Here is a 25,920-nt window from a genome sequence, read left to right as displayed (position 1 = left end):
GGTCAATTTTGCTACGCAAGTTAATGGTCAATTACCGGTGTGGTAAAAATTCACAATTGCCAATTCACTATTCATTATACTTTTAATTGTGAAAGGTCAATTTTGCTATGCAAGTTAATGGTCAATTACCGGCTGTTATAAAATTCACGATTGACAATTCACCATTAACATTTCATCTTTTCTATCCGGTAAACGTTTGGTATAGTAAGTACAGATTTAGGATAATAATGATAATAGAAATGAGCCAGACAGATATTTTCAAGAAAGGCTTATTCACGAATTCTCCCATTTTAGTCTTGTCGTTGGTAAACATAACCAGGGGAACTACTGCAAAACTCAGCTGCATGGATAAAATTACCTGGCTTAAAACCAGTAAATCAGTTGTCCCCTGTTCACCATAAATAATAGCAACAATTAAAGCGGGAATAACAGCAATAAGTCTTGTAATCAGTCTTCGTAGCCATGGTTTTAACCGGATATTTAAGAAACCTTCCATAACGATCTGGCCTGCAAGCGTTCCTGTAAGTGTAGAATTTTGCCCTGACGCCAATAAGGCAATCGCAAAAGCAATACTTGCCATAGAAGCACCTAAAATAGGAGTCAGCATTTTGTAGGCATCATGAATATCTGCCACGTGTTTATTTCCTGTAGTATGAAAGGTTGCGGCAGCAAGGATAAGAATGGCTGCATTGATAAAGAAAGCCAGCATCAATGAAACGGTACTGTCCAGAGTTGCAAATTTTATGGCTTCCTTTTTACCTTCCCGGTCCCGCGGATAATCTCTTGTCTGAACGATACTGCTGTGCAGGTATAAATTATGAGGCATTACGGTGGCGCCTAAAATACCGATAGCGATATAAAGCATGGCAGGGTTCTGGATGATTTCCTTTTGAGGAACCAATCCGCCAAGGATTTCATTAAAAGCCGGTTCTGAAATTATAATTTCATAAATGAAGCAGGCCAAAATAATAAAAATAAGTCCGCCCACAATACTTTCTATCCATCGGAAACCCTTGGACTGAAGCAGAAGAATGATCAGAACATCCACTGTGGTAATCACAATTCCCCAGGTAAGAGGAATGTGAAACAGGAGATTTAATGCAATGGCAGAACCAATCACCTCGGCAAGATCACAGGCAGCAATGGCTATTTCACAAAACACCCACAGAATAAAATTGGTGGTAGGATTAAAGTGATCACGACAGGCCTGAGCAAGATCCCTTTCGGCAACAACTCCTAATTTCACAGATAAATGCTGTAAAACCATTGCGAAAATATTTGAAATAAGAATTACAGAAAGCAGAGTATACCCAAACTGGGCACCTCCGGCAATATCAGTAGCCCAGTTTCCCGGATCCATATATCCAACGGCAATCATGAGCCCCGGACCGGCAAATGCCAGATACTTCCGCCAAAACGGAGCATTTCGGGGAACTTTTATAGAGGAATAGACCTCGGAGAGGGAGTGGGATGTTTTATCTTTACGCCAGGCGCTGTTTAATTTGAAATTCATAAATGTTAGAAATGACTAACAAATTTAATTAAATAAATATAAATGTGAAAGTATGTAAATAAAAAAATCCCGGAAATTATTTCCGGGATCCTATTTTTAAAGATTCTAAAGATCTATTTTGCAAATCTTACAGACATTTTTCTGTCCGCAGCTCTTTCTGCATCGGAAGCTTTAGCATCTACTGTAGCAAATTTGCTTCCGTAACCCTCAGCACCTAAAACCTGAGCACCAACTCCTGCTTTTGCTAAAGCACTTTTGATGAAATCAGCTCTGGCCTGAGATAGTTTTACGTTAGAAGCTTCATTTCCTGTTTTATCAGTATATCCTCCAATTTTGATTTTTGCATCCGGGAATGCTTTTAAAATAGCCACCAAGTTATCAAGCTGTCCCTGAGAACCTGCTTCCAATTCAGTAGAACTTCCCATTTTGAAGTTTACATGGTCAAAATCATACCACTTATCTTTCAATGCGGCATCATCAGCTGCATTTTTATAATCACCTGACTTAAGGAAAGTAATCATCTGATCTTCCATACCACCTTTGTATCCTTTCAGCATTACACCGTTAAGATCAATATTTTCATCTGTTCTGGTTGTTGTTGCAGTTGTTGCGGAAGTATCCGCAGGGGCAACGGTAGCCGCAGTATCAGTGGTTGATCCTGTAGAGTCCACTACTGTGGTAGTTGTAGTTGTTTCTTTTTTCTCACACTGCTTCCAAATAAAATAAGCTGCAGCGATTAAAAGTAAAAGCGGAAGCAACCATTTCCAGATTGAACCTCCGCCATCATTATTATTTCTGTCAGGATTAGTTCCTGCAGATGTAGTACTTCTTGTAACTTCTATTTTAGGCTCTGCACTGGCTGCTGGTCTGGTGGCATCATTATCATTATCAAATTTATACCCTTTTGCCCAGTCGCCGATATTAAGAGATGCCAGGGAAAGTCCTGCCGGTAAAAGTGAAGAAATGATTCCTTTTTGTTCACCTAACAGGTTCGAAATTCCAGATTTGCCTAAATTATTATCAGTAGCATATTTTCCGATAGTACCTACCGTAGCTCCTGTTACTAAATTAAGCAGCGAACTGGAAGAATTATTACTGATTCCTGCATAGGTTGCAATGGCATTCACTATTCCACTGATCTTGTCTCCAAAAATAGACGTCAGTAAATTGGAAATTATAGGATTACTAGAAGCACCTCCTACTAAATTTCCTAAAATTCCGCTTGATGAAGCGTTGGTAATTGCATCCAAAACTCCCGGATTATCAGAATTATTGGCTAATCCTCCTACAACTGCAGGAAGCAATCCTCCAATTGCTTTTGAAATACCGGATTCACTTTCTCCAAACTGAGAAGCTGCTTGCGAAATTAAAGCGGGACCTAACTGTCCTTTAATTAAATCAATGACATTTAAAGACATAATAAATTATTTTTTTAGATTAATGTTGCATAAATTTAAACAAAAATCTGTCCAAAAGTCATTTTTTTTAAATATTTATTTAATTTCCAGCAAAGTTTTTGAAAATCAGTAAAAATTACTAGTAAGCTTTTGCGAATAATACACGTCTCTTAGACGGTTTTCCACTGATCAGAGAAATACCTTCTTCAATATCATCATCTAAAGGAATACATCTAATAGTAGCCTTTGTTTCGTCCTTGATCTGTTCCTCTTCTTCAGCAGTTCCATCCCAATGTGCATAAATAAAACCTCCTTTTTCTTCAAGAACTTTCTTGAATTCCTCATAAGTATCTACTCTTGTGATATTATCTTTTCTGAAATTAAATGCTTTTTCATAAAGGTCTTTCTGTATGGTCTGCAACAACTCCTGAATATAAGTGTCAATTCCTTCGATAGAACGAACTTCTTTAGTCAGGTTGTCTCTTCTTGCAATTTCTACAGATTTATTTTCAAGATCTCTTGGTCCCATTGCAATTCTTACAGGAACTCCTTTTAATTCGTATTCTGCAAACTTCCATCCCGGTTTGTTATGGGTATCATCATCAAATTTAACAGAGATGCCTTTTGCCTTTAATTTAGCTACGATATCAAGTGCCACTTCACTGATCTGGGCCAATTGCTCTTCTCCTTTGAAGATAGGAACAATAACCACCTGAATTGGAGCCAGGGTAGGAGGAAGCACCAATCCGAAATCATCGGAATGGGTCATGATCAAAGCTCCCATCAAACGGGTGGAAGTTCCCCAAGAAGTTGCCCATGCATGTTCAATCTTCCCTTCCTTATTGGTGAATTTCACATCGAATGCTTTCGCGAAATTCTGGCCTAAGAAGTGAGATGTTCCTGCCTGAAGTGCTTTTCCATCCTGCATCAACGCTTCGATACAATAGGTTTCGTCAGCTCCGGCAAATCTTTCAGACGGTGTTTTTAGTCCTTTAATAACAGGCATCGCCATGAACTTTTCTGCAAAATCTGCATATACATCATTCATTTTTTCAGCTTCTTCCACAGCTTCATCTTTGGTAGCATGTGCCGTGTGCCCTTCCTGCCAAAGGAATTCCGCTGTTCTAAGAAACAAACGGGTTCTCATTTCCCAACGGACAACATTGGCCCATTGGTTGATCAGGATCGGCAGGTCTCTGTAAGACTGGATCCAGTTTTTGTATGTATTCCAGATAATGGCTTCAGAAGTAGGGCGTACAATAAGCTCTTCCTCTAATTTAGCATCCGGATCTACGATAAGTTTGTGTGGATTGTCCGGGTCCGTTTTTAATCTATAATGGGTAACTACTGCACATTCTTTAGCAAAACCTTCTGCATTTTTTTCTTCTGCCTCAAACAGGCTTTTGGGCACAAAAAGCGGGAAATAAGCATTAACGTGACCTGTTTCTTTGAATCTTTTATCCATTTCATCACGCATTTTTTCCCAGATTGCATAGCCGTATGGTTTAATCACCATGCATCCTCGCACTCCAGAGTTTTCAGCTAAGTCAGCTTTTACCACCAACTCATTATACCATTTGCTGTAATCTTCGCTTCTTGAGGTTAATTTTGCCATTATTTTTTTTAATTTTTTTAACTTTTGTACATTATTGTAATCTAAAAATAAAAATCTATTTTTGATAGATTTTTTTACCAGTGTTTTGGTACATTTTTGGTACAGATTGCAAATATAATTTAAATTAAAAATCTTTACGTTATCATGAAAAGAAATATACATAAAAATTTGCTTGGTGTGTTAAAATCCAAAGGGATTTTGGCAATATCAGGCGGATTGCTGCTTGTGTCTTGTGGTGCTCAAATGGGAGGATACACGGAGACCGATGGGGTATACTACGACCCTAATAAAGATACCCTGCCAGAAGGAGTAATCATCCATGATGGCGGTAACAGGGTAGGAGAAAATTATGATTATTATCAAGACTCTAATGTGATCCAGAATGCGCAGGCTAATTCCAGAGAACAGGACAACAAATACAGTACATGGAGCGATAATAACTGGAACACGAACGCTACCGATTCAGACTGGGGTGCATTTGCCGGGTCTCAGACCAACTATTATGATAATTCCTGGGGTTCTCCTTGGGGATGGTATGGCGGTTATAGTCCTTATTGGGGAATGAACCGCGGCTGGGGCTGGGGAATGAATATGTCCTGGGGCTGGGGTGGATCGTTTGGATGGGGAGGATCATTCGGCTGGGGCTGGGGAAGTCCTTACTGGGGATATGGATATTCTCCTTATTGGGGTGGATATTATGACCCGTTCTGGGGCGGCGGTTACGGTTACCCATATTGGGGCTGGAATGGCGGCTACTGGGGTAATGGTTACAGACCGGTTTACAGAAGAAGCGGCGGTGGTGGATTCAGCAATCCTGGTTTAACGAATGCTGTGTACAGAACCAATACCTCTGGCTTCCGAAACAGTGGAAATGGTTTCCGCAGTACATCGACTAATAACGGTTTCCGAAACGGCAGTACGAACGGCGGTTTCAGAAACAATGGTTCATATAACAACGGAGGATTCAGACAAGGGAATGGCGGATATAGAACACAGCCACAGTCAGGAGGATTCCGTAATTCAAATTCTCAACCAAGACCTAATTATAACTCTCAGCCAAACTACAATAACGGAGGTTTCAGATCCAATGACAACGGAGGTTTCAGGTCAAGCGGAGGCTCTTCAGGTGGAGGCTTTAGAGGCGGTTCTTCAGGCGGCGGCGGTATGAGATCCGGCGGTGGAGGCGGCGGCTTCAGAGGCGGAAGATAATTTCAAACTTAATAACTATTAAAAAAATAATGTTAAAAAAATCTTTAGTATTAATGAGTGTTTCTGCTGCATTTTATGCGCAGGCACAGGATGTTTCTATATTGAGAAATACTGTAGATGTTTATTCCAGCACTCCCATGGTGGGTTCATCAAAATTCAATGCAATGGCAGGAGCTAACGGAGCATTAGGAGGTGACGCGAACTCACTGCTTACCAATCCTGCCGGTTTGGGGGTAGCTATTTCCGGGGAAGTTTCCGGAACGGTATCTATTGCAGGAAATAAAAATAAAAGCAGCTGGGGAGGAACTTCCATTGATTACAGCAAAACTAATACGGATCTTGGAAATATAGGAGGGGTAATTGCTTTTCCTTTGATGAGCGAATCTGGATGGAAGTTTATCAATATCGGAATCAATTATTCCAACCAATCACTGGATAATTATGTAGAATCTCCCGGAAGCAATAATGTGATCAAGGATTTTACTGATAAAAGTGCATCTTTTGCAGGTCATGCCTACAACAGATACGGAAACCTTTCAAAAACAAGTTTTGGGGTGGGTGCCAATTATAATCATAATTTATATGTTGGAGCAGGATTCAATTTTTTCAACACATCTATTGATCAGTATGATACAGCAGCCTTCCAGTCATTGGATAATGGTTCCATGGAATATTTTGACAGACAAAACACTCCTATGTCTGAAAGATCTTCAGGATTTTCTGCCTCATTAGGGGTAATCGGAAAGCTCAGTCCTAATTTCAGAATTGGTGGTGCTATAGAAACTCCAACCTTCTGGCGCATAGACAGAAGTTATAATTTCTATAATGATCCGGATTACGGTGATGGCAGCGGAGCCGAATCAAGGGATCTTACAACACCGCTTAAAGCGACAGTGAGTGCTGCATTTGTTGCAAGCAAGAACTTTTCATTAAACGTAGATTATACTTTAGGATTAACAAGACCTAAATATAAAGTGGTTACAGGTGCTGAAAGCGAGCTGAACAGTTTCTTCAAAGACAATTATAAAAACCTTTCAGAGGTAAGAATAGGTGCAGAATACAGGATACAACAGTTCAGATTGAGAGGTGGTTATTCTTACACATCCAATCCTTTTGATGCTTTAACAGTAAGCCAGGTAAATCCGGATGCTTCCACATCAGATCAGTCATACAGCGATATGATGCTTAATAACAGAAACCTTGCCTCATTCGGTTTGGGGTATGATTTCAAATCATTCTATATAGATGCATCTTATCAGTATATAACTTCTACATACAGCAATCCTTTCTTAAGAGGTATTGAAACAGGAAATCCTTCTACTGATACAGCGTATTATTCTGATACAAGAATTATGTCATCAGACTATTTTGCCGTTTCAGAAGTGAAAAATAACAGGAATAACTTCTTTATTACATTAGGCTGGAAGTTCTAATTCCAGATTGTGTAATGAGTGATTAAATTGAAGGCTCCGGATTTAATTCGGGGCTTTTTTATGCTTAATAAAAAATGATTAGTGAGAATGTCCGGCAGCCGGATGATGGTGGAAAAGATGCATGATGAGTGCTAATGAAACTCCAATAATGACCAAACCTATCTTCATCCAGTCGATATTGTGATTCTTATTGCTCTCAAAAATAATCACAGATGATATGTGAAGGAAAATACCTCCTACAATAGCCAGAAAATAAGGCTGTAGATCGGGATTGAAATAATTTCCAAGCAGCATTCCCATCGGTGAGGCAAGGGCAAATAATGCAACAATCAGAATGGAAGGATAGGGTGACGTTTTGGACTCATTTTTTCTGTTGAATAAAAAGGCTCCAAGAATAAAGGAAATAGGAAGATTGTGAAACAGAATTCCCAGAAGGTAAGGCGAAAGCTGATGCTCTTCATTAGCCAAAGGAATTCCTTCTATAAAAGCATGTATAAATAGTCCTACCATCAAAGCTACAGGAAGAATATTGTGTTCATTATGATGGTGAAAATGGCCGTGTTCGAAACCTTTTGTCAAAGCTTCCAGGATCATCTGAAGCAATACGCCTGCGATCACAAAAATTCCGAGACTGCTTCCTGCTTCAGAAGTATATACCTGTGGGAAAACTTCGTTCAGGCAGATGGTAATCAGGAATCCGGCACTCAGGACCAGCAGGTTTTTAGCCAGCTTTTCTTTTTTTCCGAAATGCTTGCCCAGAAATACCCCTGTAATAACGCTTAATATCAGTAAAACAACTGTTATCATGCTTTTTTCTTAAATAAATTGATGCAGCGTGGTGAAACTTCACGATCAAATTCATTCAGCTGGTAATCGCCCCAGATCTTTACTCTTTCAAAACCGCAGTCTGTTGCGTAGGAATTGATGGTTTCCAAAGTGTGAAGCTTTACTTTTTCAAAGAAATGAAAAGATTTTCCGTCCGCTTCAAAACGGATGTCTTTGACGATGTGTCGTCCTTCAATCTTTTTCAGGATTTTAAAATCAATATTGCCACGGGTAATGGTAGATTCAGGAATTAAGTTTTTTCTTACGTATTCTTCATTCAGATAATCCAGAACAAAATACCCACCCGGCTTTAAAATACCATAAACTGACTGGAAAACTTTTTTGTCATCGCTTTCATTGTCAAAATATCCGAAGCTGGTAAATAAATTAAATACGGCATCCATAGGATCGGCATCAATCGGGTTCCGCATGTCGTGGACATTGAAAAGAAGTGTCTGGGTTTCAAACTGCTTATCGAATTCAATACTTTGTCTGGAAAGGTCAAGACCCAATACATCATAGCCCAGTTTATTCAAAAAAACAGAGTGTCTTCCTTTTCCGCAAGCCAGATCAATAATCTTGGATGAAGGGGGTAACTGAAGGTCTTCAGTAAGCTTTGTAATGAAATTTTCGGCTTCCGTATAGTCCCTGTTGCTATAAAGAAGATGATAATAAGGTGTATCAAACCAAGATTCAAACCATTCCATAATGCAAAAATAACTAAATTTGTGCGGTTAAAAGCAAAGTATTTAAATAATGAAAGATCAGAAGCTTCAATTAACAGTAAAATTGAACCCGTAATCTTTTCATTTTTAAATCATTAAATCTTTTAATAAATATTTATGGACACAGAAAATCTAAAGATTCAGATAAAGACCTTCTTCGGTCTGGAGCAGATCCTTGCAGAAGAAATTAAAAAGTTGGGCGGAAAAAACGTTGAAATTAAAAACCGTGCAGTCAATTGTGAAGGCGACCTCGGTTTTCTTTATAAAATTAACTACTCGGCAAGAACAGCATTGAAAATTTTAATTCCTGTTTTTGAATTTAAAGCATTTAATCAGCATCAGTTTTACAATAAGCTTTCTGCCATTGCATGGGAAGAATATATGGATGTAGATCAGTCTTTCGCAATTGACTCTACCGTAAATTCGGAGACATTCAAGCATTCGCAGTTCGTGACTTTAAAAATGAAGGACGCCATCGTAGATTATTTTCAGGAAAAATTCAAAAGACGTCCTGATGTAGAGACGAAAAGCCCGGATATCAAGTTTCATCTGCATATTGACAGAGAATTAGTAACAATTTCTTTAGATTCTTCCGGAGATCCTTTGTTTAAAAGAGGCTATAGAAAAGAGCAGGGTGAAGCACCTATCAATGAAGTATTGGCTAGCGGAATGCTGCAGCTGGCAGGCTGGGATGGAAAAGGAAACTTTCTGGACCCGATGTGCGGTTCAGGAACCCTTCTTGTTGAAGCGGCAATGATTGCAATGGATCTTCCTGCCCAGATTTTCAGAAGAAGATTTGCGTTCCAGAACTGGGCCAATTATGATGCGGATCTTTTTGCAAAGATTAAAGAAGTTAGGGTAAACAGAGTAAAGGAATTTACCGGAAAGATTGTTGGCTATGATATTGATAACAGAATGCTGAATGCGGCCAGAACGAATATCGAAGCAGCAGAAATGGAAGATGTGATTGAAGTGAAAAAACAGGACTTCTTTGAGTCCAAAAAAGAGCTTTTCCCATTGCTGATGGTTTTCAATCCGCCTTATGATGAGAGAATTGCTATTAACGATGATGATTTCTACAAAAAAATAGGAGATACCTTCAAAACAAGCTATCCCAATACTTTGGCCTGGCTGATCTCATCCGATCTGGAAGCCGTGAAGAAGATCGGACTCCGTCCTTCAAGGAAGATCAAACTTTTCAACGGAAAGCTGGAAACGAGATTCCTTCAGTATGAAATGTATGAGGGCACGAAGAAACTTCATAAAATTGAAAAAGAATAATAAGATTTTAAATATAAACCTTCCGGTCACGGAAGGTTTTTTTGTGCTCTATTGAAAAAAGGAATAGTTTTGCTTAAACTAAAACGAAACATGTGGAATTTTTTTGATGGATTGGGAGATATATTGAACGGACTAGATTTACTCCTCAATAGTTCATCATCTTTAAGAATGAATTATAATAAAAAGGCTGAAAAAAAGAAGAAAACAAAATATTTTACTGAGAAAGTAAGTGCAAGTTTTATAGTTGCTGCTGTGGTTTTACTTTTTTTTGTCTTTAAGGATCCGCTTCCGGAGGAAAATTACTTACAAACTTTAATTATAATTTCTTTGATAGGAATTGCTATTTCAGGGGTGTTGTTTTTTCTTCTGTATGTTCTGGAGCTGTATTATTTTAAAAGTCTTTTTAAGCTCTTGCTTTTTAGTGGTTCTGTGGTCCTGTTTTTTATTTCGTTGGTATTATTCATTTATTTTAAATCAGGTTTATTTTTATAGTTTGAATTTACTATAGAAACTCGTTGATTTGGCAGATTATGCAGATCTTTTTGTCTTCTTAAGCAAGCTCCCATACCTACAGATTGATAAACTAACTATATCAAAATAGAAGGTACATGCCCATACTGCTTTTTGAAAGCATAAGAAAAATGAGAAAGGTCTTCAAAACCGACTTCCAAAAATACATCCGAAGGTCTTTTATGTTTTTCTTTTAAATGATAATAAGCCAGTTCAAGACGTTTTCGGGTAAGCCACCGCTGAGGCGTAGTTTGAAAAACCTTCCTGAAATCCCTGTTGAATGTGGAAAGGCTTCTTCCCGTCAGATAGCCAAATTTTTCCAAAGGCATATTGAACATATAATTTTGTTCCATAAACCCAATCAGATCGATTTTTCCCGGTTCTTCAAAGTCGTTAAGGACAGTATCTATATCTTTATCAATTTCCCTTAAAATACTGATAGCTTCAGTGATTTTTAAGGAAGCGATGTTTTCCGGGAAAGGACCTTCCATTTCAAAATATGGAATCAGTGAGGCCAGACAGCTTTTCAGCAACGGATGGCTTTGAAAACTATGAATTTTAGACTCCCGGCTAAAAGTCTTATGCTTCACTTCAACGGAAGCATAAAACTGTTTCAGCCTTTCTGTGGTGAGATGCATCACCACAGCTTTATGAGGAAGCCCATCTTTAGGATAATTGATGATCGTGGCCAGATGATTTCTAGGAATCAGGAAAATATCCCCGGCTTTAAATACATATGTTTTATCAGCCTGGATAATCTTTGTTTCCCCTGATATAAACCAAACCAGCATATGGAATTCAAAAACAGTTTCTGTTTTGAAAAGCCTGTCGTCATAGGTAGAAAGTTTGATGTCCGGAGTGATATACTGTATGTTGAAATCCATGATCTGTAGTTTATAGTTACAAATGTATTTAAAAATGGATTATTCCGTATCGAATTTAAAGCCAAGCATTTTCTCACTTAATGTCCATAATCTTTCCGCATTGTCTCTATCAATTGAGTAGGGCTGGACGCCGCGGATCGTTGCAGGTTCATCATATCTGTGCTCTATCTGTCCAAAATCAATTTCAGCGATATCACAATTTTCACAATAAACGCCTCCGATATTTTGAAGCATAGGGCTTGTTGCACACCAAACGGTTGTAGCAGCACCTTGCGGAATCGTTTTTAGTTTCGCTTCAACTTCAGGTTTTATTTTTCCGTTTTTATCATGGGTTCCCATCTGAATATAAAGGTCGATGGGCTCTTCTCTTCCAAGATCCGTCCCATAAACAGAGCCAGGATGCAATGAATAGGCTCTGATATTGAACTTTTTTCCTCTTTCATCTAATGACGTGGCCAATAAATTACAGGCTGTCTTCGACTGTCCGTATCCCAACAGGGTCTGGTATTCTCTTTTCTCAAAGTTCGGGTCTTCAAAGTCAAACGGAGCCATCTGGTGACCATAAGATGAAACATTCAGTACCCGAGCGTTGTCTGCTTTTTTAAGGGCTGGCCAAAGCCTTGCTGTCAAATGAAATGATCCAAGATAATTGGTTGCCAGCTGTGACTCTATACCCCTGCTGTCTCTTCGGAGAGGGACCCACATAATTCCGGCATTGTTGATCAGGAGATCAAGTTTTCTCCCGGATGTCAGGAATCTTTGGCCAAAGTTATCGATAGACGCAGGGTCCATCAGGTCCATTTTTTCAAGTTCAATATTTTCAATACCTGCAAGATTCTTTCCTGCTTTTTCAATATCTCTTGCAGGAATAATTACTTTGGCACCCGCAGATGCAAGAACTTTAGTCGTTTCGAGGCCTATTCCTGCATAGCCGCCTGTGATGATTGCTGTTTTGCCGGTAAGATCTATTTCTCTGATGATTTCCTGAGCCGTAGATTCTGCATTAAATCCTGACTGGACAGGATGCTGTAGTGGATTGATGTTGTGTGTCATTTTTTAGGTTTAAATTTCTACAACAAAGGTACAGGCTGTTGATTCTTAAGATTTTGTTTAAAATGTCAAATTATTGTGTTGAGAGTTTCAAAGCGATACTTTTACATGCCTATTTAAAAGTTAATTTCTTTGAATAAGCTGTTAAACTGTTTGTAGATTCCTCTGCGAATAAGTAATTTTGAAAAATTTTCAATTTGAGACCTACCATTTCCATTGTTGTTGCTATTTTCAACCGAAAGGATGAACTTTTTGAACTGCTGAATTCTTTAACTTTTCAGACGGATAAAGAGTTTGAGGTAGTTATTGTAGACGACGGTTCTCTTATTGATCTTAAGCCTACTATTCATAATTTTGAGGGTATATTAGATATCAAATATTTCAGAAAGGACAATTCAGGTCCCGGACTTACCAGAAATTATGGTGCAAAAAGAGCTCAGAATGAATGGCTGCTTTTTGTAGACAGCGATGTGATTGTAGAAAAAGACTATATCGAAAATATTAAAAAAGATATAGAAACCATTCCGTGTGATGCTTTCGGTGGGGCGGATAAAGCCCATAAAGGATTTAACCTGATGCAGAAAGCCATTTCCTATTCTATGACCTCAGTTTTTACAACAGGAGGAATCAGGGGAAGTAAAAAAGCGGTATCCAGATTTCAGCCAAGAAGCTTTAATATGGGGGTGAATAAAGAGGTTTTTGAAAAAGTAGGTGGGTTTTCCGAAATGAGGATCGGCGAAGATCCGGATCTGTCCATGACACTTTGGGAAAACGGTTTCACGACTGCTTTTTTTGATGACATTGCAGTATATCATAAGCGGAGAGTGGATTTGGGTAAATTCTCGAAACAGGTATATCAGTTCGGATGTGCAAGGCCTATTCTTAACCAGAGACATCCTAATTATGTAAAGATATCTTTTGCATTTCCAACACTTTTCATGTTAGGATATATTTTGGGCTTTATAGAATATTTTATTCTGGGAAGAGGGATTATCCTTGCATTTTACGGACTGTATACATTCCTTGTATTTTTCCATGCCATGTTTGTAACGAAGAATATAAGTATTGCCGGAATGGCGGTAATTTCCACCTACATTCAGATGTTTTCCTACGGATACGGTTTTCTTAAATCATGGGTGCTCCTGAATATTTTCAGAATGAAGCCGGAAGATGCTTTCCCAAAACATTTCCATAAAAAATAGATAAAAAAAATAAAAGCTGGCAGAAATTCCGACAGCTTTTATAACAATAAAATTAGGATATGTATAGAGTTTCATGGTTGAGAATGCGTGTTTTCAGCATGCATTCCCGCATTTTTTCATAAGTTCTGGCGATATCGTGATCCAATCCGATCGAGAATCTGATCAGTCCGTCCGATATGCCCATTGCTTCACGCTCTTCTTCAGGAATCTCTGATGAAGTTGAACTTCCCGAGCATGAAAATAAAGTTTTGTAGAATCCTAAGCTTACAGCCAGATACCCCAGATTTTCCTGCTGCATCATTTCCATCAGCTCATTGGCTTTGTCGGTGGTGCCAGCATCTACCGTCAGCAATCCCCCGAATCCATATTCCTCGTACATCATACTTTTCATCAGTTCATGATCCTTGTGGGATTTCAACCCCGGATAAGATACTTTAAGCCCGTCTTTTTCAAACCTTTCTGCAAGATACATGGCGTTGTGGCTGTGCTGTTTCATTCTGATGTGAAGTGTTCTCAGATTTTTCAGGATACTGGCAGAACGAAAGCTGTCCATAGTAGGTCCCAGCAGCATGCAGGCCCCGTTGTTTACATTTTTCGTATCATTGATGAATTCCTGGCTTCCGCAGTATACACCGCCTACCGTATCGCTGCTTCCGTTAATGAATTTGGTCAAACTATGAATGACGATATCAGCACCTAATAATGTAGGTGAAACAGAAAGAGGGGAGAAGGTGTTATCTACGATCAGTTTCAGATTGTATTTTTTACAGATTTCTGAAAGTTTTCTAAGGTCTGCCACTTCAAGAAGCGGGTTGCTCACACTTTCGCAGTAAATAACTTTGGTATTAGGGGTTATAGCATTCTCTATAGACTCAAAGTTGCTGATGTCTACAAAAGTGGTATCAATATGAAAAGGAGGCAGAAAGTTTTTAAGAAAAGCATAAGTTCCACCGTAAATCGTTCTGCTGGAAATAATGTGGTCACCACTTTTACATACTTGCATTAATACAGAAGTGATAGCGCCCATTCCGGATGCCGTAACGTTGGCGGCCTCGGTATTTTCCATTTTGGCAAGTGCCTGGGCAAGGTAAAGATTCATCGGGGATGAATGCCTGGAATATAAATAACATCCTTCAGCATTTCCTTCAAAGGTATCAAACATGGTTTTTGCGGAAAGGAATGTATACGTAGAGCTGTCAGAAATGGATGGATTTACTCCTCCGAATTCACCAAAATACTGAAGATCCTGGATCTCATTAGCCGCATTAAAATTTTCCATAAGCTTTTAGATTTTATTTGTCGTCTTAAATATGCTTTGTTTTCAGAATTATTACAAGATATATTTAAATATGTAGAATATAAATCTATAATTTATGCTTTAAATAGAAAATATGTTTGTTATATTTGAATTTATTAAACTTTTCCCAAAAAATTATCTATGAATTTTGATGAAACGGATAAAAAACTGCTTCTTTTGCTCCAGGAAGACTGCAAACAGACCACCAAAGAGCTGTCTTACAAGCTTAATTTGTCTGTAACGGCTGTTTATGAACGCATAAAAAAGCTTGAAAACCTGGGTGTAATCTCAAAATATGTGGCATTACTGGATCGGCATAAAGTAAGCCGGGATTTTATAGTGTTATGTCATATAAAATTAACCCAGCACAAAAAAGAATTTGTGCTGCAGTTTGAAAGGGAAGTCATGAATCTACAGGAAGTCACAGAATGTTTTCATGTAAGTGGCGATTACGATTATATCCTTAAAATAGGTGTAAAAGACATGGGGGATTATCGTAATTTTATGCTCAGCAAACTAACGACACTTCAGCATATAGCAAGCACTCACAGCTCTTTTATGATCTCTGAAGTGAAAAATACAACGGCTATTGTTCTGTAAATTATACAAGGACCCCGTTTTTTGAAGCGATAGGCTCAGGAAGATCTTCATGTTCTCCTATCATTTGGAGGACATCGATTTCAATGGTCCGGCATATGGAAAGCATTGGGATATCAAACATCATTCCCTCAAATGGGTTTTCGGAGTAGTCGCCAACCAGTTCCATGACAATATAGATCCAGCCAATAATAACACAGAAAGGGACGCTTACCAATATTCCCCAGTTTCCTAATTTTGCAAATTCATTGACAAGCCCCAAGGGAAGAAGCATAATGAAGATCACATTAAAAATAAAAGCAGTACTCGCGAACTGTCTGGGTGAAGGGAATTTTTTAATTCTTTCCGCCTGCCCCTGGTAATCATAAAAAAGGTTGAGAGCATCCTGAAGCTGCATCTGGTTGAAATCTGAAATGTCACCTAAATTTTTCAGATCATTGACTTCTTTGGCTTGTTTTGAGATCAGGTAGGTGGCAAAATTCTTATATTCCGGCTGCAGTTCAAGTTCTTGCTCTGAAAGGTATTTATGTAGGAAAATCGGTGTTCTGCCATAATCGGGAAAGCCTGCTTTAATCAGTCGGTGCCTTCTCACATTAATATCCCCAAAATGTCTTTTTTGAGACATATGTTCCCATTCTGTAGGAACCAGTAATTGCTCACGGAAAGTGTATAACCATGCAATGTGACGGTAGGCAATTTTCTTTTTCATGGTTTCAGTTTCACTGTTGCCTTCCCCTGTGGTATTAAAAGCATACAGCATGGAAACAAAAGAACGGCTGGAATTGACGATTCCACCCCATATTTTCCGGGCTTCCCATAATCTGTCGTAGGCCTGATTGTTTTTAAAGCCCACATAAAAAGCTTCGGCAGTACCAATCAGGGCTACAGGTACCCATGGAATGATCATCCACTTCCACTTAAAGAAATAGAAAAGGGCTGCCACTAAGGTACACCAAGCCGTAAGCCATATAAGATGGCCGCCTGCGAGGTTTAGAACTTGTCTGTAATTGAAATATTTTGTGGTGATCATAATGCTGTGTGAAATTTGGTGTGCATACAAACAAAAGAAATACCAAAGTAAGCTATTCTAATGCTTATTAAATGTAATAAAAAAAACCTCTAAAAAATTAGAGGTCTTATATATTTAATACTGCTGATTAATATTTCAGCATTTCTTCGATTTTTTTGCTAAGCTTTTCTGCATTTGGAAGCATTTCTTTTTCCAGAACCAGGTTGATTGGAACAGCTGGCACATCAAGAGATCCCATGGTTTCTACAGGAGCATCCAGATACTTGAAGCAGTTTTTCGAGATTCGGTGTGCAAATGCTTCGGCAAATGAGTTGTTCAGCTGTTCTTCTGTCAGAACAATACATTTCCCGTGTGCTTTTACTCTTTCAAAAACAAGCTCTTCATCCAGAGGGATTATTGTTCTCAGGTCGATGACTTCAACTCTTCCGTTAAAATTTTTCACCGCTTCTTTTGCCCAGTAAACCCCCATTCCATAGGTTACGACCAATAAAGTTCTGCCTTTTTCAGTTTCATTCTGGTCTGCTTCAATGATTATTTTACCTTTTCCGAAAGGAAGGATATAGTCTTCTGCAGGCTCAATGGTTTTAGCGTCTTCAGTTCCCGGAACTTTACTCCAGTATAAGCCTTTGTGCTCCAGCATGATCACAGGGTTGGGATCATAATAAGCTGCTTTTAATAAACCTTTGAAATCGGCTGCGTTGCTTGGATAAGCGATTTTAATTCCTTTAATATTGGCTAAGATACTTTCAACGCTTCCGCTGTGGTAAGGACCGCCACCGCCATATGCACCGATTGGTACACGGATGATATTACTTACAGGAAATTTTCCCTGGCTTAAATAACTTGATTTTGAAATCTCAGTGATCAGCTGATTGATGCCCGGATAAATATAATCTGCAAACTGAACTTCTACAATAGGCTTTAATCCTACCGCACTCATTCCTGCCGTTGATCCAATGATGTATGCCTCCTGAATAGCTGTATTAAATACTCTTTTGCTTCCGAATTTTTTTCCTAAAGTAACCGTTTCTCTGAAAACGCCTCCAATTCTTTCTCCTACATCCTGTCCGTAAAGAAGGGCTTCGGGATGTTTCCACATCAGTTCCTGAACAGCATGGATGGCAGCATCTACCATAACAATTTTCTCACCACCTTCTGGCTCACGGGTTCCTGTTTCCTCAGTAATTGGAGTGGGAGCAAAAACGTGCTGCATTACTGTTTCCGGTTTTGGATCTTCTGCATTTTTAGCTTTTTCAAAAGCTTCTTCAGCTTCCAGACGGGCTTTTTTAGTGATCTGCTTTAAAAGATCTTCATCAACTCCTGATTCAAGAAGCTGTTTTCTAAGGATTTCACCCGGGTCTTTAGCTCTGTGTTTGGTTAGATCTTCCTCGTCTCTGTAAAATTCTCTTCGTACTCCGGAAGTATGGTGACCGATAAGAACTGTTTTAGCGCAAACTACTAAAGGTTTTCTTTCAGTTCTTACAAAATCTACAGCCTTCTTCATAGCTTCGAAGCTTTCCACAAAATCTGTTCCGTCTACACGCATTCTGCTAAGGCCTGTGAAACCGGCTACGAAATCATAGGCATCACATGTTCTTGCTTCTTCCTTAGTTACGGAGATTCCCCATTCATTATCCTGTACAAGGAATATAATGGGAAGCTGGTGAAGGGCAGCAAACTGCAAAGCTTCACTTACTTCACCTTCTGTTACAGAATTATCTCCCAGACTGCACACTACAACCGGGTTGTTTGCGAAATTCTGTAAATTAAAATCCTGAATATATTTTATCCCCTGCGCAACACCTGTGGTAGGAATGGTCTGCATCCCTGTAGCCGAGCTCTGGTGAATAATCTTAGGCTTGTTCTCGTCTCTGCTCGATGGATGTGAGTAATATGATCTTCCTCCTGAAAAAGGATCTTCGGCTTTGGCGAGAAGTTGCAGCATCAGTTGGTATGGTTCAAAACCGATTCCTAGAAGAATACTTTCATCACGGTAATAAGGAGATACCCAGTCTTCTTTTTTTAACTGATAAGCTGTTGCCAGTTGAATGGCTTCATGGCCTCTTGATGTACTATGAACATATTTACAGATATTTCTGTTTTCTTCGTAGATATCTGCCATAGCTTTGGCCAGCATCATATGATTGTACGCTTTAAGCAAAATATCCTGAGAAACTTTTTCGTGAAGTGTATTTTCCATAGGAAGCAAATATACACAAAAAAACAAAATACTAACAAGCGTTAGTATTTTGTGTGAAATCTATGTATTTTAAGGATTATTCCTTGATTACTTTTTTAGAAATAACATCTTTGTCTGTTCTTACTTCAATGATGTAAATACCTTTAGTGTATGTAGATAGATCTACAGATTCTTTCTCAGTGTTGATTACTCCATTCTGTAATTTTTTTCCAGAAAGATCATAAATTACGAAAGTTGACTTTTTAGGAGCTTTCAATATGTTTACAATATCTTTTGTAATGGTTGGAGCTATTGCGAGACCGCTTAATGCGTTGGCTTCACCTGTTCCTAAAACAGCTGGTGTCTGGCCTGTAGCTATAATAGAGTAGTTTTGTGGAGCATTGGCGCCAGCATTGTTTTTTAAGGTTCCTTTGTTAGTAATCTCAATTCGGTAAGTTCTACCGGCAACAGGGTTATCTATTACTACTTGTTCTACATTATCTACTGTATTATCCGCCTTAGTTGCAGGAGTCATTGGAGAAGTAGCATTCAGTTTCCAAGGATAATAAATCGTATTGTTTGTTGTATCTATAATTCTTAAATCTAAATCATTTACTAATCTTGATGCTCTGTTGTTATACGCATCAGCCCACGTTAAGTTGGCAGGAATAACGTATTCAGGATCAATCCATGAAATTGTAACTTTCAATGGTTCAGTACCAGATGCTACAACATTCTTTGTGTTTGGAGTACCGCTGGTTAATGTTTCGTTATTAAAGATAACAGTATTGTTAGCTTTTCCCACTAATAATTCAGCACCTTTTTTAGCATTGATGTATCCCCATCCAAACCATGGATCTGGACCTACATTCCCCGCTTCAGAAGCTGAATGAATCATTAAGGTTTTTGCACTTGCTGCATTTAATAACTGATTTGAGAAAAGTTCTTTATTTACTTGTGTCCATAGCCCGATAACTCCGGTCACTACTGGTGCAGAATAAGAAGTTCCGCTTCCGTAGCTATATGTTGTACTGCCAACAGTATCTTCTGCTGTCGCTGCAGAGAATACATCAGTACCTGTAGTTGAAATATCCGGTTTAATTCCTCCGTCATCTCTCGGTCCTGCACTGCTGTAGTCAGAATGAACAACATCAGAAGCAGTAGTATATTTAAAGTTATTGGTAGAAATTACATCCGTAGCTCCAACAACGATAATGTTTTTGGCTAAAGATCCAGGTCCGATACAATCAGCTCCATTGCTACAGTTTGTTGTAGGAAGTGTATCTGTTGCAGCAAACTGAACTTGTGCACCATTATCATCGGTATAATATTTAGGAAAAGCAGATGTTCCTGGATAATCAGGTCCGTAACCAAAATAATTACCGGAAGATTTTACAATAATATAAGAAGGATTGTTATATACAATCTGATCATAGTTTTGATCTTGACTGAAATAAGTTCCCTGTAAATCCATAGAAGTAGAAGGGCTTTCAAAAACACCTGGCCAAACCCATGCATTTGCACCATTTACAGTTTTAACATCCCAACCTTGATTGGTTCCATATGAGTGATTAGACAGATTAGGCTGGGCAGCAAGTATTTTTTGAAATACAGTACTTGGTGTAGTATTGCCAGGTAATGTAGTAGTTGCAAATCTGTAAGAATCCATTGTAGAATTGATAGCAACTCCTCTTGTATTTCCACTAAGGCCACCACCACTTACGTTTATACTTTTACCGCCGATAAAACTCGCTACACCTGTTGCATGTGCACTGTAAATTTCTGTTGTAGCTTCTTTATTGGTAATTCTTCCCGCGAGATTGTCGAAAGCGAGATGAGCTGCATATACTCTGCCTCCATCAAAAATTGTATACTTAATGCCTTCACCATTATAGGCGTTGGTTAATCCTACTACACCGCCTGCTGTATTAAGATTATCAGCATTGGCATTCGCAACCTGTCTGCTATCTTCTTTTTGATAAAAGAAAGGCTTACCATTTGGAGTAAATCCAGCTAAATTACTTCTTAGTTCTTCAATTTCTTTTAAAGTCTCCGAAGATTTGTCTGCTCCGTAATGTTTTGAAACATAAGAGTCAAACTTTGCAGAATTCTCTTTGTTTTGTTTTTCAAACTCTCTTTTTAATCCTTCATTGTTTTGCGCACTTATTAATGTAATTGCCAAAGTGCTGACCAAAAGTAAATGTTTCTTCATAATGGTTCAGTAAATATTAAAATTTTTAGATTAGCAAATATATACTAAAATCTTTAATCGTCTTATTTTTAGTCTGTATAATTTTATTGTTTAGATGGATTTTAATAGATTTATATTGATTTTTGGTAAATTTTTATTTCTTTTTATATGTTTTGTATTTTGTGAATTTTAAAATTGAGATTTAAAAAAAAGAAATTTCTGATACTCTTTGAAGCGAAATCATGATGTTCATTATTAGAAAAATTGAAGTAACTTTACATTCTCTTTTTTAAAAAAGTTAGAAACTTATATGTATTTAATTTTTGACACAGAAACAACCGGATTACCTAAAAATTTCAATGCACCGCTTTCAGATTCCGACAACTGGCCAAGAATGGTTCAGATTGCATGGCAGGTTCATGATGATGATGGTAGATTAATTGAAAATCAGGATTATATAATAAAACCTGAAGGGTATGATATTCCCTTCAATGCCGCAAGGATTCACGGAATTACTACTAAAATTGCTCATGAAGAAGGCCGGGACCTGCAAGAGATTTTGGAAGAGTTTTCTAAAGTGCTGGACAGGGTAAGAATAGTGTCCGGACATAATGTAGAATTCGATTATAATATTGTAGGAGCAGAATTTTACAGGAAAAATTTAAAAGACAATCTTCAGGATAAACCTAAAGCCGATACAATGGTTTTGGGAACAGATTACTGTAAGCTTGGCGGTGGAAGAGGAGGAAGATATAAATCTCCGAAACTGGAAGAGTTGTACGAAAAGCTGTACGGTCACAAATTTGACGAAGCGCACAACGCTGCTGCCGACGTGAATGCGACTGCCCGGGTATTCTTTGAAATGATGAGAATAGGAGTAATCCCTGCTGAAGTACTGAAGATCTCTGAAGATCAGCTGAGTTACTTTAAAACCCTTTATCCGGACCCGATAAAGCCGTTTAATATTGTTATCAGAAGACAGGTTGCAGAATTTAATAATAAGAAAAAGCAATCTGATTTTGGAAGTATAGATGAAATTGATCTAGGAAAATATTTCAACTTTAACAGTCACAGTGTTTTCTCTACATTGATGGCTACTTCAAGCATCAATGACCTGATCAAAAAAGCTTCTGATGAAAACTTTCCCGCTGTGGGAATGGTAGATATCGGAAATATGATGGGAGCTTTTAAATTTGTTTCAGCAGTAGAATCTGCCAATTCGGATCGCTCTAAAAAGCATAAAGAGTTTCTTGCCAAAAAACAGGAAGCTGAAGAAAATGGAACAGAATTTACTGAGCAGGAACCTGTTTCAGCTCCGCTTATTCCTGTCGTAGGTTGTGAATTTTATATCTCAGACCGGTATGAGCAGAAGCAGTTCACAAAAGATGACCCGGACAGAAGAACCCAGGTTGTTCTTTTGGCAAAGGATTTTAACGGGTATAAAAACCTGGCAAAACTTTCGAGTATAGGATTTTTAAAAGGATTTTATTTTGGAGTTCCGAGGATTAGCAGAGAGCTGATCGCTGAATATAAAGAAGGTTTAATTGCCTTGACATCCGGGATTTTAGGGGATATCCCTGATGCCATTCTTAATACCGGAGAACAAAAAGGGGAGGAACTCTTCAAATGGTGGAAAGATACTTTCGGAGATGATTTCTATGTACAGCTTCAGAATCATAAACTGCCTGAAGAAGAGCATTTAAATGAAGTTTTATTGTATCTGGCAGATAAATATAATACTAAGATTCTGGCTCAGAACGAGACTTTTTACACTCATAAAGATGATGCAAATATCCAGGATATTGTAAGCTGTATCAAGGACGGTGAAAAATTAACCACGCCTGTAGGAAAAGGCTTCGGAAAACGTAGAGGACTTACCACAGGAGAGTATTATATTAAAAACAGTGATGAGATCAAGGAAGCATTTCTGGCTTACCCGGATGCTTTTGAGGCTTATGACGAATTTCTCGCAAAATTCAGTCCTTATACCTTAAAAAGGGACGTTCTCCTTCCTAAATTTGATATTCCGGAAGAGTTTATCCATGCGGAAGATGCAGTGGATGGCGGAAAAAGAGGAGAGATGGCGTATCTTACTCACCTAACCTATGAAGGTGCGAGAAAAAGATATACAGAAATTACAGAAGAAATTAAAGAACGTCTTGACTTTGAACTTGACGTAATTGCCAATACCGGATATCCCGGATACTTTCTTATCGTACAGGATTTCTGTAACGAAGCCCGGAGCATGGGGGTTTGGGTCGGTCCCGGAAGAGGTTCTGCAGCTGGTTCTGCAGTAGCCTATTGTATTGGAATTACTAACGTTGACCCCATCAAGTACGATCTCCTTTTTGAGAGATTCCTGAATCCGGAAAGGGTTTCGATGCCTGATATTGATATTGACTTTGATGATGAAGGACGTGACAGGGTTATTAAGTGGGTAATTGAAAAATACGGACAGAGCCAGGTAGCACAGATCATTACCTATTCGGTTTTAGGTGGGAAATCTGCCATTAAAGACGCCGGAAGGGTATTGGATCTCCCGATACCCGATACCAATAATATCGCCAAACTGATTCCTGCCAGCCCCGGAATGAATATTGCTAAAGCTTTAGCTAAATATGATAAACTGAAGCCCGAAGAGCAGATGCTGGTGGATGAAATGAGAATGGTGCTGGATAACCCTGATGATCCCCGTTTTGATGTACTGGCAAGTGCCAAGAAAATGGAAGGATGTATCAGGAATACAGGGATTCATGCCTGTGGGGTGATTATTACTCCCGAGGATGTAAGTAATCTTGTTCCGATAACAATTGCAGCGAAAGATGCAGATATTTTAGTTTCCCAGTTTGACAACTCGGTAGCGGAAAGTGCAGGACTCTTGAAAATGGACTTCCTGGGGCTCCGTACCCTGACGATCATTAAAGATGCCATGAAGCTGGTTAAACAAAGGCATAATATAGATCTTGATCCGGACGAAATTCCGCTTGATGATACTAAAACATATCAGTTATTTAAAGAAGGAAGGACGATTGGGATTTTCCAGTATGAAAGTCCGGGGATGCAGAAATACATGAGAGAGCTTAAGCCTACCGTTTTTGCCGATCTTATTGCCATGAATGCCCTTTATCGTCCCGGTCCAATCAAATATATCCCGAACTTTATCAACAGAAAACACGGAATTGAAGAAATTGTTTATGACTTACCGGAAACCGAAGAATATTTAAAAGAAACCTACGGAATTACCGTATACCAGGAGCAGGTAATGCTTTTGTCCCAAAAGTTAGCCAACTTTACCAAAGGTGAAGCCGATACGCTGAGAAAAGCGATGGGTAAAAAGCAGATTGATGTTCTGAATAAAATGTATCCGAAATTCATTGAAGGAGGAAAGAAAAACAACCTTGATGAAGACCGTTTAAATAAAATCTGGAATGACTGGAAGGCTTTTGCTGAATATGCCTTCAACAAATCCCACTCCACCTGTTATGCATTGATTGCCTATCATACCGCTTATCTGAAAGCCAATTACCCGGCTGAATATATGGCGAGTGTGATGAGTAATAACATTAACAATACGGATTCTATCACCATGTTTATGGAGGACTGTAAAAGTATTGGAGTAGATGTTTTAGGACCCGACGTAAATGAATCCCAGTATAAATTCTCTGTAAACGAAAAAGGACAGATCCGTTTTGGTCTTGGAGCAATTAAAGGAATAGGAGAAGGGCCAAGTGAGGCAATTACAAGAGAAAGAGCTAATGGAAGATTCAAAAATATCTATGATTTCTTTGAAAGAATTCCTCCTTCCCAAATGAATAAAAGAGTAGCGGAAAGTTTAGTGCTTGCCGGAGCTTTTGATGAGCTCGGTTCTTATCACAGGGGTCAGTATTTTGATATTGATATGGCTGGGAAAACGAACCTGGAAAGATTGATCAGATACGGACAGAGTTTCCAGGAAAGTAAAAATGAAATGGAACATTCTCTTTTTGCTGATTTTGCTGATGAAGTACAGATTGAGCAGCCTAAACTGCTGCCATGCCCGGAATGGCCTAATATGCATAAACTTAACAAAGAAAAGGAAATCATAGGATTCTACCTGTCCGCTCATCCGCTGGATGAATTTAAATACCAGTTCCAGTTTATGCAGGGCAGACTTTCTAAAAAAACTGTGCTTGAAAAAGACGATGAAAAAGTGATCTCGGATGAAATTCCGATTTTAGAGAAAGATTCCCAGGATGAAACGGTGGATCTTATTGAGATTGTTTCTGATGATCTGTCAATAGGAGAAGAGGAAGTTATAGAGGAAGTGGTGAAGAAAGCCGAACCGAAAGGTAATTTCCTGTTTTTAAACCTTGATGAGGTGGATGCTTACAAAGAACAGGCTTTTTCCAATAAACAGGAAGAGCTTTTCGAGGAAAAAAAGAAAGACTGGAAAACGCTTCAGAAAGAAAGAGAGAACGGTGGTGGCGGAAAAGAGTATACCGTAGCAGGGCTAATCACTGAGTATAGAGTACAGGATGGATTCAGAAGTGGAGAAAAAGTGGCTTTTGTTACCTTGGAAGATTATTCGGGATCTTATTCTTTCAGGCTGGGAGATAGGGATTATATGCGTCTGAAGGAGAAATTAGAAGTTCAGAGATTTGTGATTTTCAAAATAAAATTTGCACAGGTCAAGGACGGAAGGGTTTTTGTTAACGTCAATGATGTTATCGAGCTTCAGGAAGCTTTTGAAAGATTTGCAAAAAGCATTTCCCTCGTTATGGATGTTATGGATGTCCGCCCTGAGGATCTTGACTTTTTTAGAAAAGTTCTTGACCGGAATAAAGGAAATCAGAAACTTAAATTCTTTATAAAAAATATTGAAGATGATTCCCAGATTGAAGTTCAGTCTATGAAACATTCTGTAGATCTGAACGGAGATCTGATTAAGGAAATTCAGCTTCTTAATAAATATGAATTCTATTTGAATTAAGAAAAGAAATATA

At 38.6% G+C, this 25,920-nt stretch carries 17 protein-coding genes; 6 read left to right on the top strand and 11 right to left on the bottom strand.

Annotation, left to right across the window (positions count from 1 at the left end):
- Positions 1-181: 181 nt before the first annotated feature.
- The 3 genes from V6R96_RS19945 to proS form a co-directional block, all read right to left on the bottom strand.
- On the bottom strand, positions 182-1,513 hold the full coding sequence (locus tag V6R96_RS19945; RefSeq protein ID WP_111956215.1) for an Nramp family divalent metal transporter: 1,332 nt from the start codon (positions 1,511-1,513) through the stop codon (positions 182-184).
- A 113-nt stretch (positions 1,514-1,626) separates the two neighbouring features.
- Positions 1,627-2,931 (bottom strand): OmpA family protein, encoded by a 1,305-nt coding sequence (locus V6R96_RS19940; protein WP_336380014.1) that lies wholly within the window; start codon positions 2,929-2,931, stop codon positions 1,627-1,629.
- 118 nt (positions 2,932-3,049) lie between these two features.
- A complete protein-coding gene (proS, locus tag V6R96_RS19935; RefSeq protein WP_111956267.1) occupies positions 3,050-4,525 on the bottom strand; it encodes a proline--tRNA ligase in 1,476 nt (491 codons plus the stop codon).
- 144 nt (positions 4,526-4,669) lie between these two features.
- Here proS and V6R96_RS19930 point away from each other — a divergent pair, with 144 nt between their 5' ends.
- A complete protein-coding gene (locus V6R96_RS19930) occupies positions 4,670-5,734 on the top strand; it encodes a prolyl-tRNA synthetase (RefSeq protein WP_276530512.1) in 1,065 nt (354 codons plus the stop codon).
- Positions 5,735-5,763: 29 nt separating this feature from the next.
- A complete protein-coding gene (locus V6R96_RS19925; RefSeq protein WP_336380013.1) occupies positions 5,764-7,167 on the top strand; it encodes a hemin receptor in 1,404 nt (467 codons plus the stop codon).
- A 78-nt stretch (positions 7,168-7,245) separates the two neighbouring features.
- Here the strand turns inward: V6R96_RS19925 and V6R96_RS19920 are convergent, their stop codons facing one another.
- Positions 7,246-7,971, bottom strand: coding sequence for a ZIP family metal transporter (locus tag V6R96_RS19920; protein WP_111960944.1), 726 nt, complete (start codon positions 7,969-7,971; stop codon positions 7,246-7,248).
- Positions 7,971-8,699 carry a class I SAM-dependent methyltransferase gene (locus V6R96_RS19915; protein ID WP_223558667.1) on the bottom strand — a complete coding sequence of 243 codons (729 nt, stop codon included), beginning with the start codon at positions 8,697-8,699 and terminating at the stop codon, positions 7,971-7,973. Before V6R96_RS19915 ends, V6R96_RS19920 begins: the two co-directional genes overlap by 1 nt.
- A 135-nt stretch (positions 8,700-8,834) precedes the next feature.
- Between V6R96_RS19915 and V6R96_RS19910 the strand changes: the two genes are divergently transcribed.
- On the top strand, positions 8,835-9,998 hold the full coding sequence (locus tag V6R96_RS19910) for a class I SAM-dependent RNA methyltransferase (protein ID WP_111960925.1): 1,164 nt from the start codon (positions 8,835-8,837) through the stop codon (positions 9,996-9,998).
- A 587-nt stretch (positions 9,999-10,585) separates the two neighbouring features.
- On the opposite strand, the gene V6R96_RS19905 is transcribed toward V6R96_RS19910, so the two are convergent.
- Positions 10,586-11,392 carry an AraC family transcriptional regulator gene (locus tag V6R96_RS19905; protein ID WP_336380012.1) on the bottom strand — a complete coding sequence of 269 codons (807 nt, stop codon included), beginning with the start codon at positions 11,390-11,392 and terminating at the stop codon, positions 10,586-10,588.
- Between the two features lie 39 nt (positions 11,393-11,431).
- On the bottom strand, positions 11,432-12,445 hold the full coding sequence (locus V6R96_RS19900) for an SDR family NAD(P)-dependent oxidoreductase (RefSeq protein ID WP_336380011.1): 1,014 nt from the start codon (positions 12,443-12,445) through the stop codon (positions 11,432-11,434).
- Positions 12,446-12,639: 194 nt separating this feature from the next.
- On the opposite strand from V6R96_RS19900, the gene V6R96_RS19895 reads away from it, so the two are divergent.
- Positions 12,640-13,644, top strand: a complete 1,005-nt coding sequence (locus V6R96_RS19895) for a glycosyltransferase family 2 protein (RefSeq protein WP_111960929.1) — start codon at positions 12,640-12,642, stop codon at positions 13,642-13,644.
- 52 nt (positions 13,645-13,696) lie between these two features.
- Here V6R96_RS19895 and V6R96_RS19890 read toward each other — a convergent pair whose 3' ends face one another.
- Complete coding sequence (locus V6R96_RS19890; protein ID WP_336380010.1) at positions 13,697-14,923, bottom strand: aminotransferase class I/II-fold pyridoxal phosphate-dependent enzyme; 1,227 nt, start codon at positions 14,921-14,923, stop codon at positions 13,697-13,699.
- Positions 14,924-15,082: 159 nt separating this feature from the next.
- Here V6R96_RS19890 and V6R96_RS19885 point away from each other — a divergent pair, with 159 nt between their 5' ends.
- Positions 15,083-15,541: an Lrp/AsnC family transcriptional regulator gene (locus tag V6R96_RS19885; RefSeq protein WP_111960931.1), complete on the top strand. Its 459-nt coding sequence runs from the start codon at positions 15,083-15,085 to the stop codon at positions 15,539-15,541.
- Between the two features lies 1 nt (position 15,542).
- Here V6R96_RS19885 and V6R96_RS19880 read toward each other — a convergent pair whose 3' ends face one another.
- From V6R96_RS19880 to V6R96_RS19870, 3 genes are all read right to left on the bottom strand, one after another.
- Positions 15,543-16,568, bottom strand: coding sequence for a bestrophin family protein (locus V6R96_RS19880; RefSeq protein WP_111960932.1), 1,026 nt, complete (start codon positions 16,566-16,568; stop codon positions 15,543-15,545).
- A gap of 127 nt (positions 16,569-16,695) precedes the next feature.
- Positions 16,696-18,768: a thiamine pyrophosphate-dependent enzyme gene (locus V6R96_RS19875; protein ID WP_336380009.1), complete on the bottom strand. Its 2,073-nt coding sequence runs from the start codon at positions 18,766-18,768 to the stop codon at positions 16,696-16,698.
- Positions 18,769-18,844: 76 nt separating this feature from the next.
- Positions 18,845-20,959, bottom strand: a complete 2,115-nt coding sequence (locus tag V6R96_RS19870) for a S8 family peptidase (protein ID WP_336380008.1) — start codon at positions 20,957-20,959, stop codon at positions 18,845-18,847.
- Between the two features lie 289 nt (positions 20,960-21,248).
- Here V6R96_RS19870 and dnaE point away from each other — a divergent pair, with 289 nt between their 5' ends.
- Positions 21,249-25,907, top strand: a complete 4,659-nt coding sequence (gene dnaE, locus V6R96_RS19865) for a DNA polymerase III subunit alpha (RefSeq protein ID WP_336380007.1) — start codon at positions 21,249-21,251, stop codon at positions 25,905-25,907.
- Positions 25,908-25,920 lie beyond the last annotated feature (13 nt).

Source organism: Chryseobacterium sp. CCNWLW53 (genome assembly GCF_037083525.1).
Taxonomy (GTDB): Bacteria; Bacteroidota; Bacteroidia; order Flavobacteriales; family Weeksellaceae; genus Chryseobacterium; species Chryseobacterium lathyri.
Note: the sequence above shows the minus strand (reverse complement) of the source record. Positions and strands in the feature narration are given on the sequence as shown.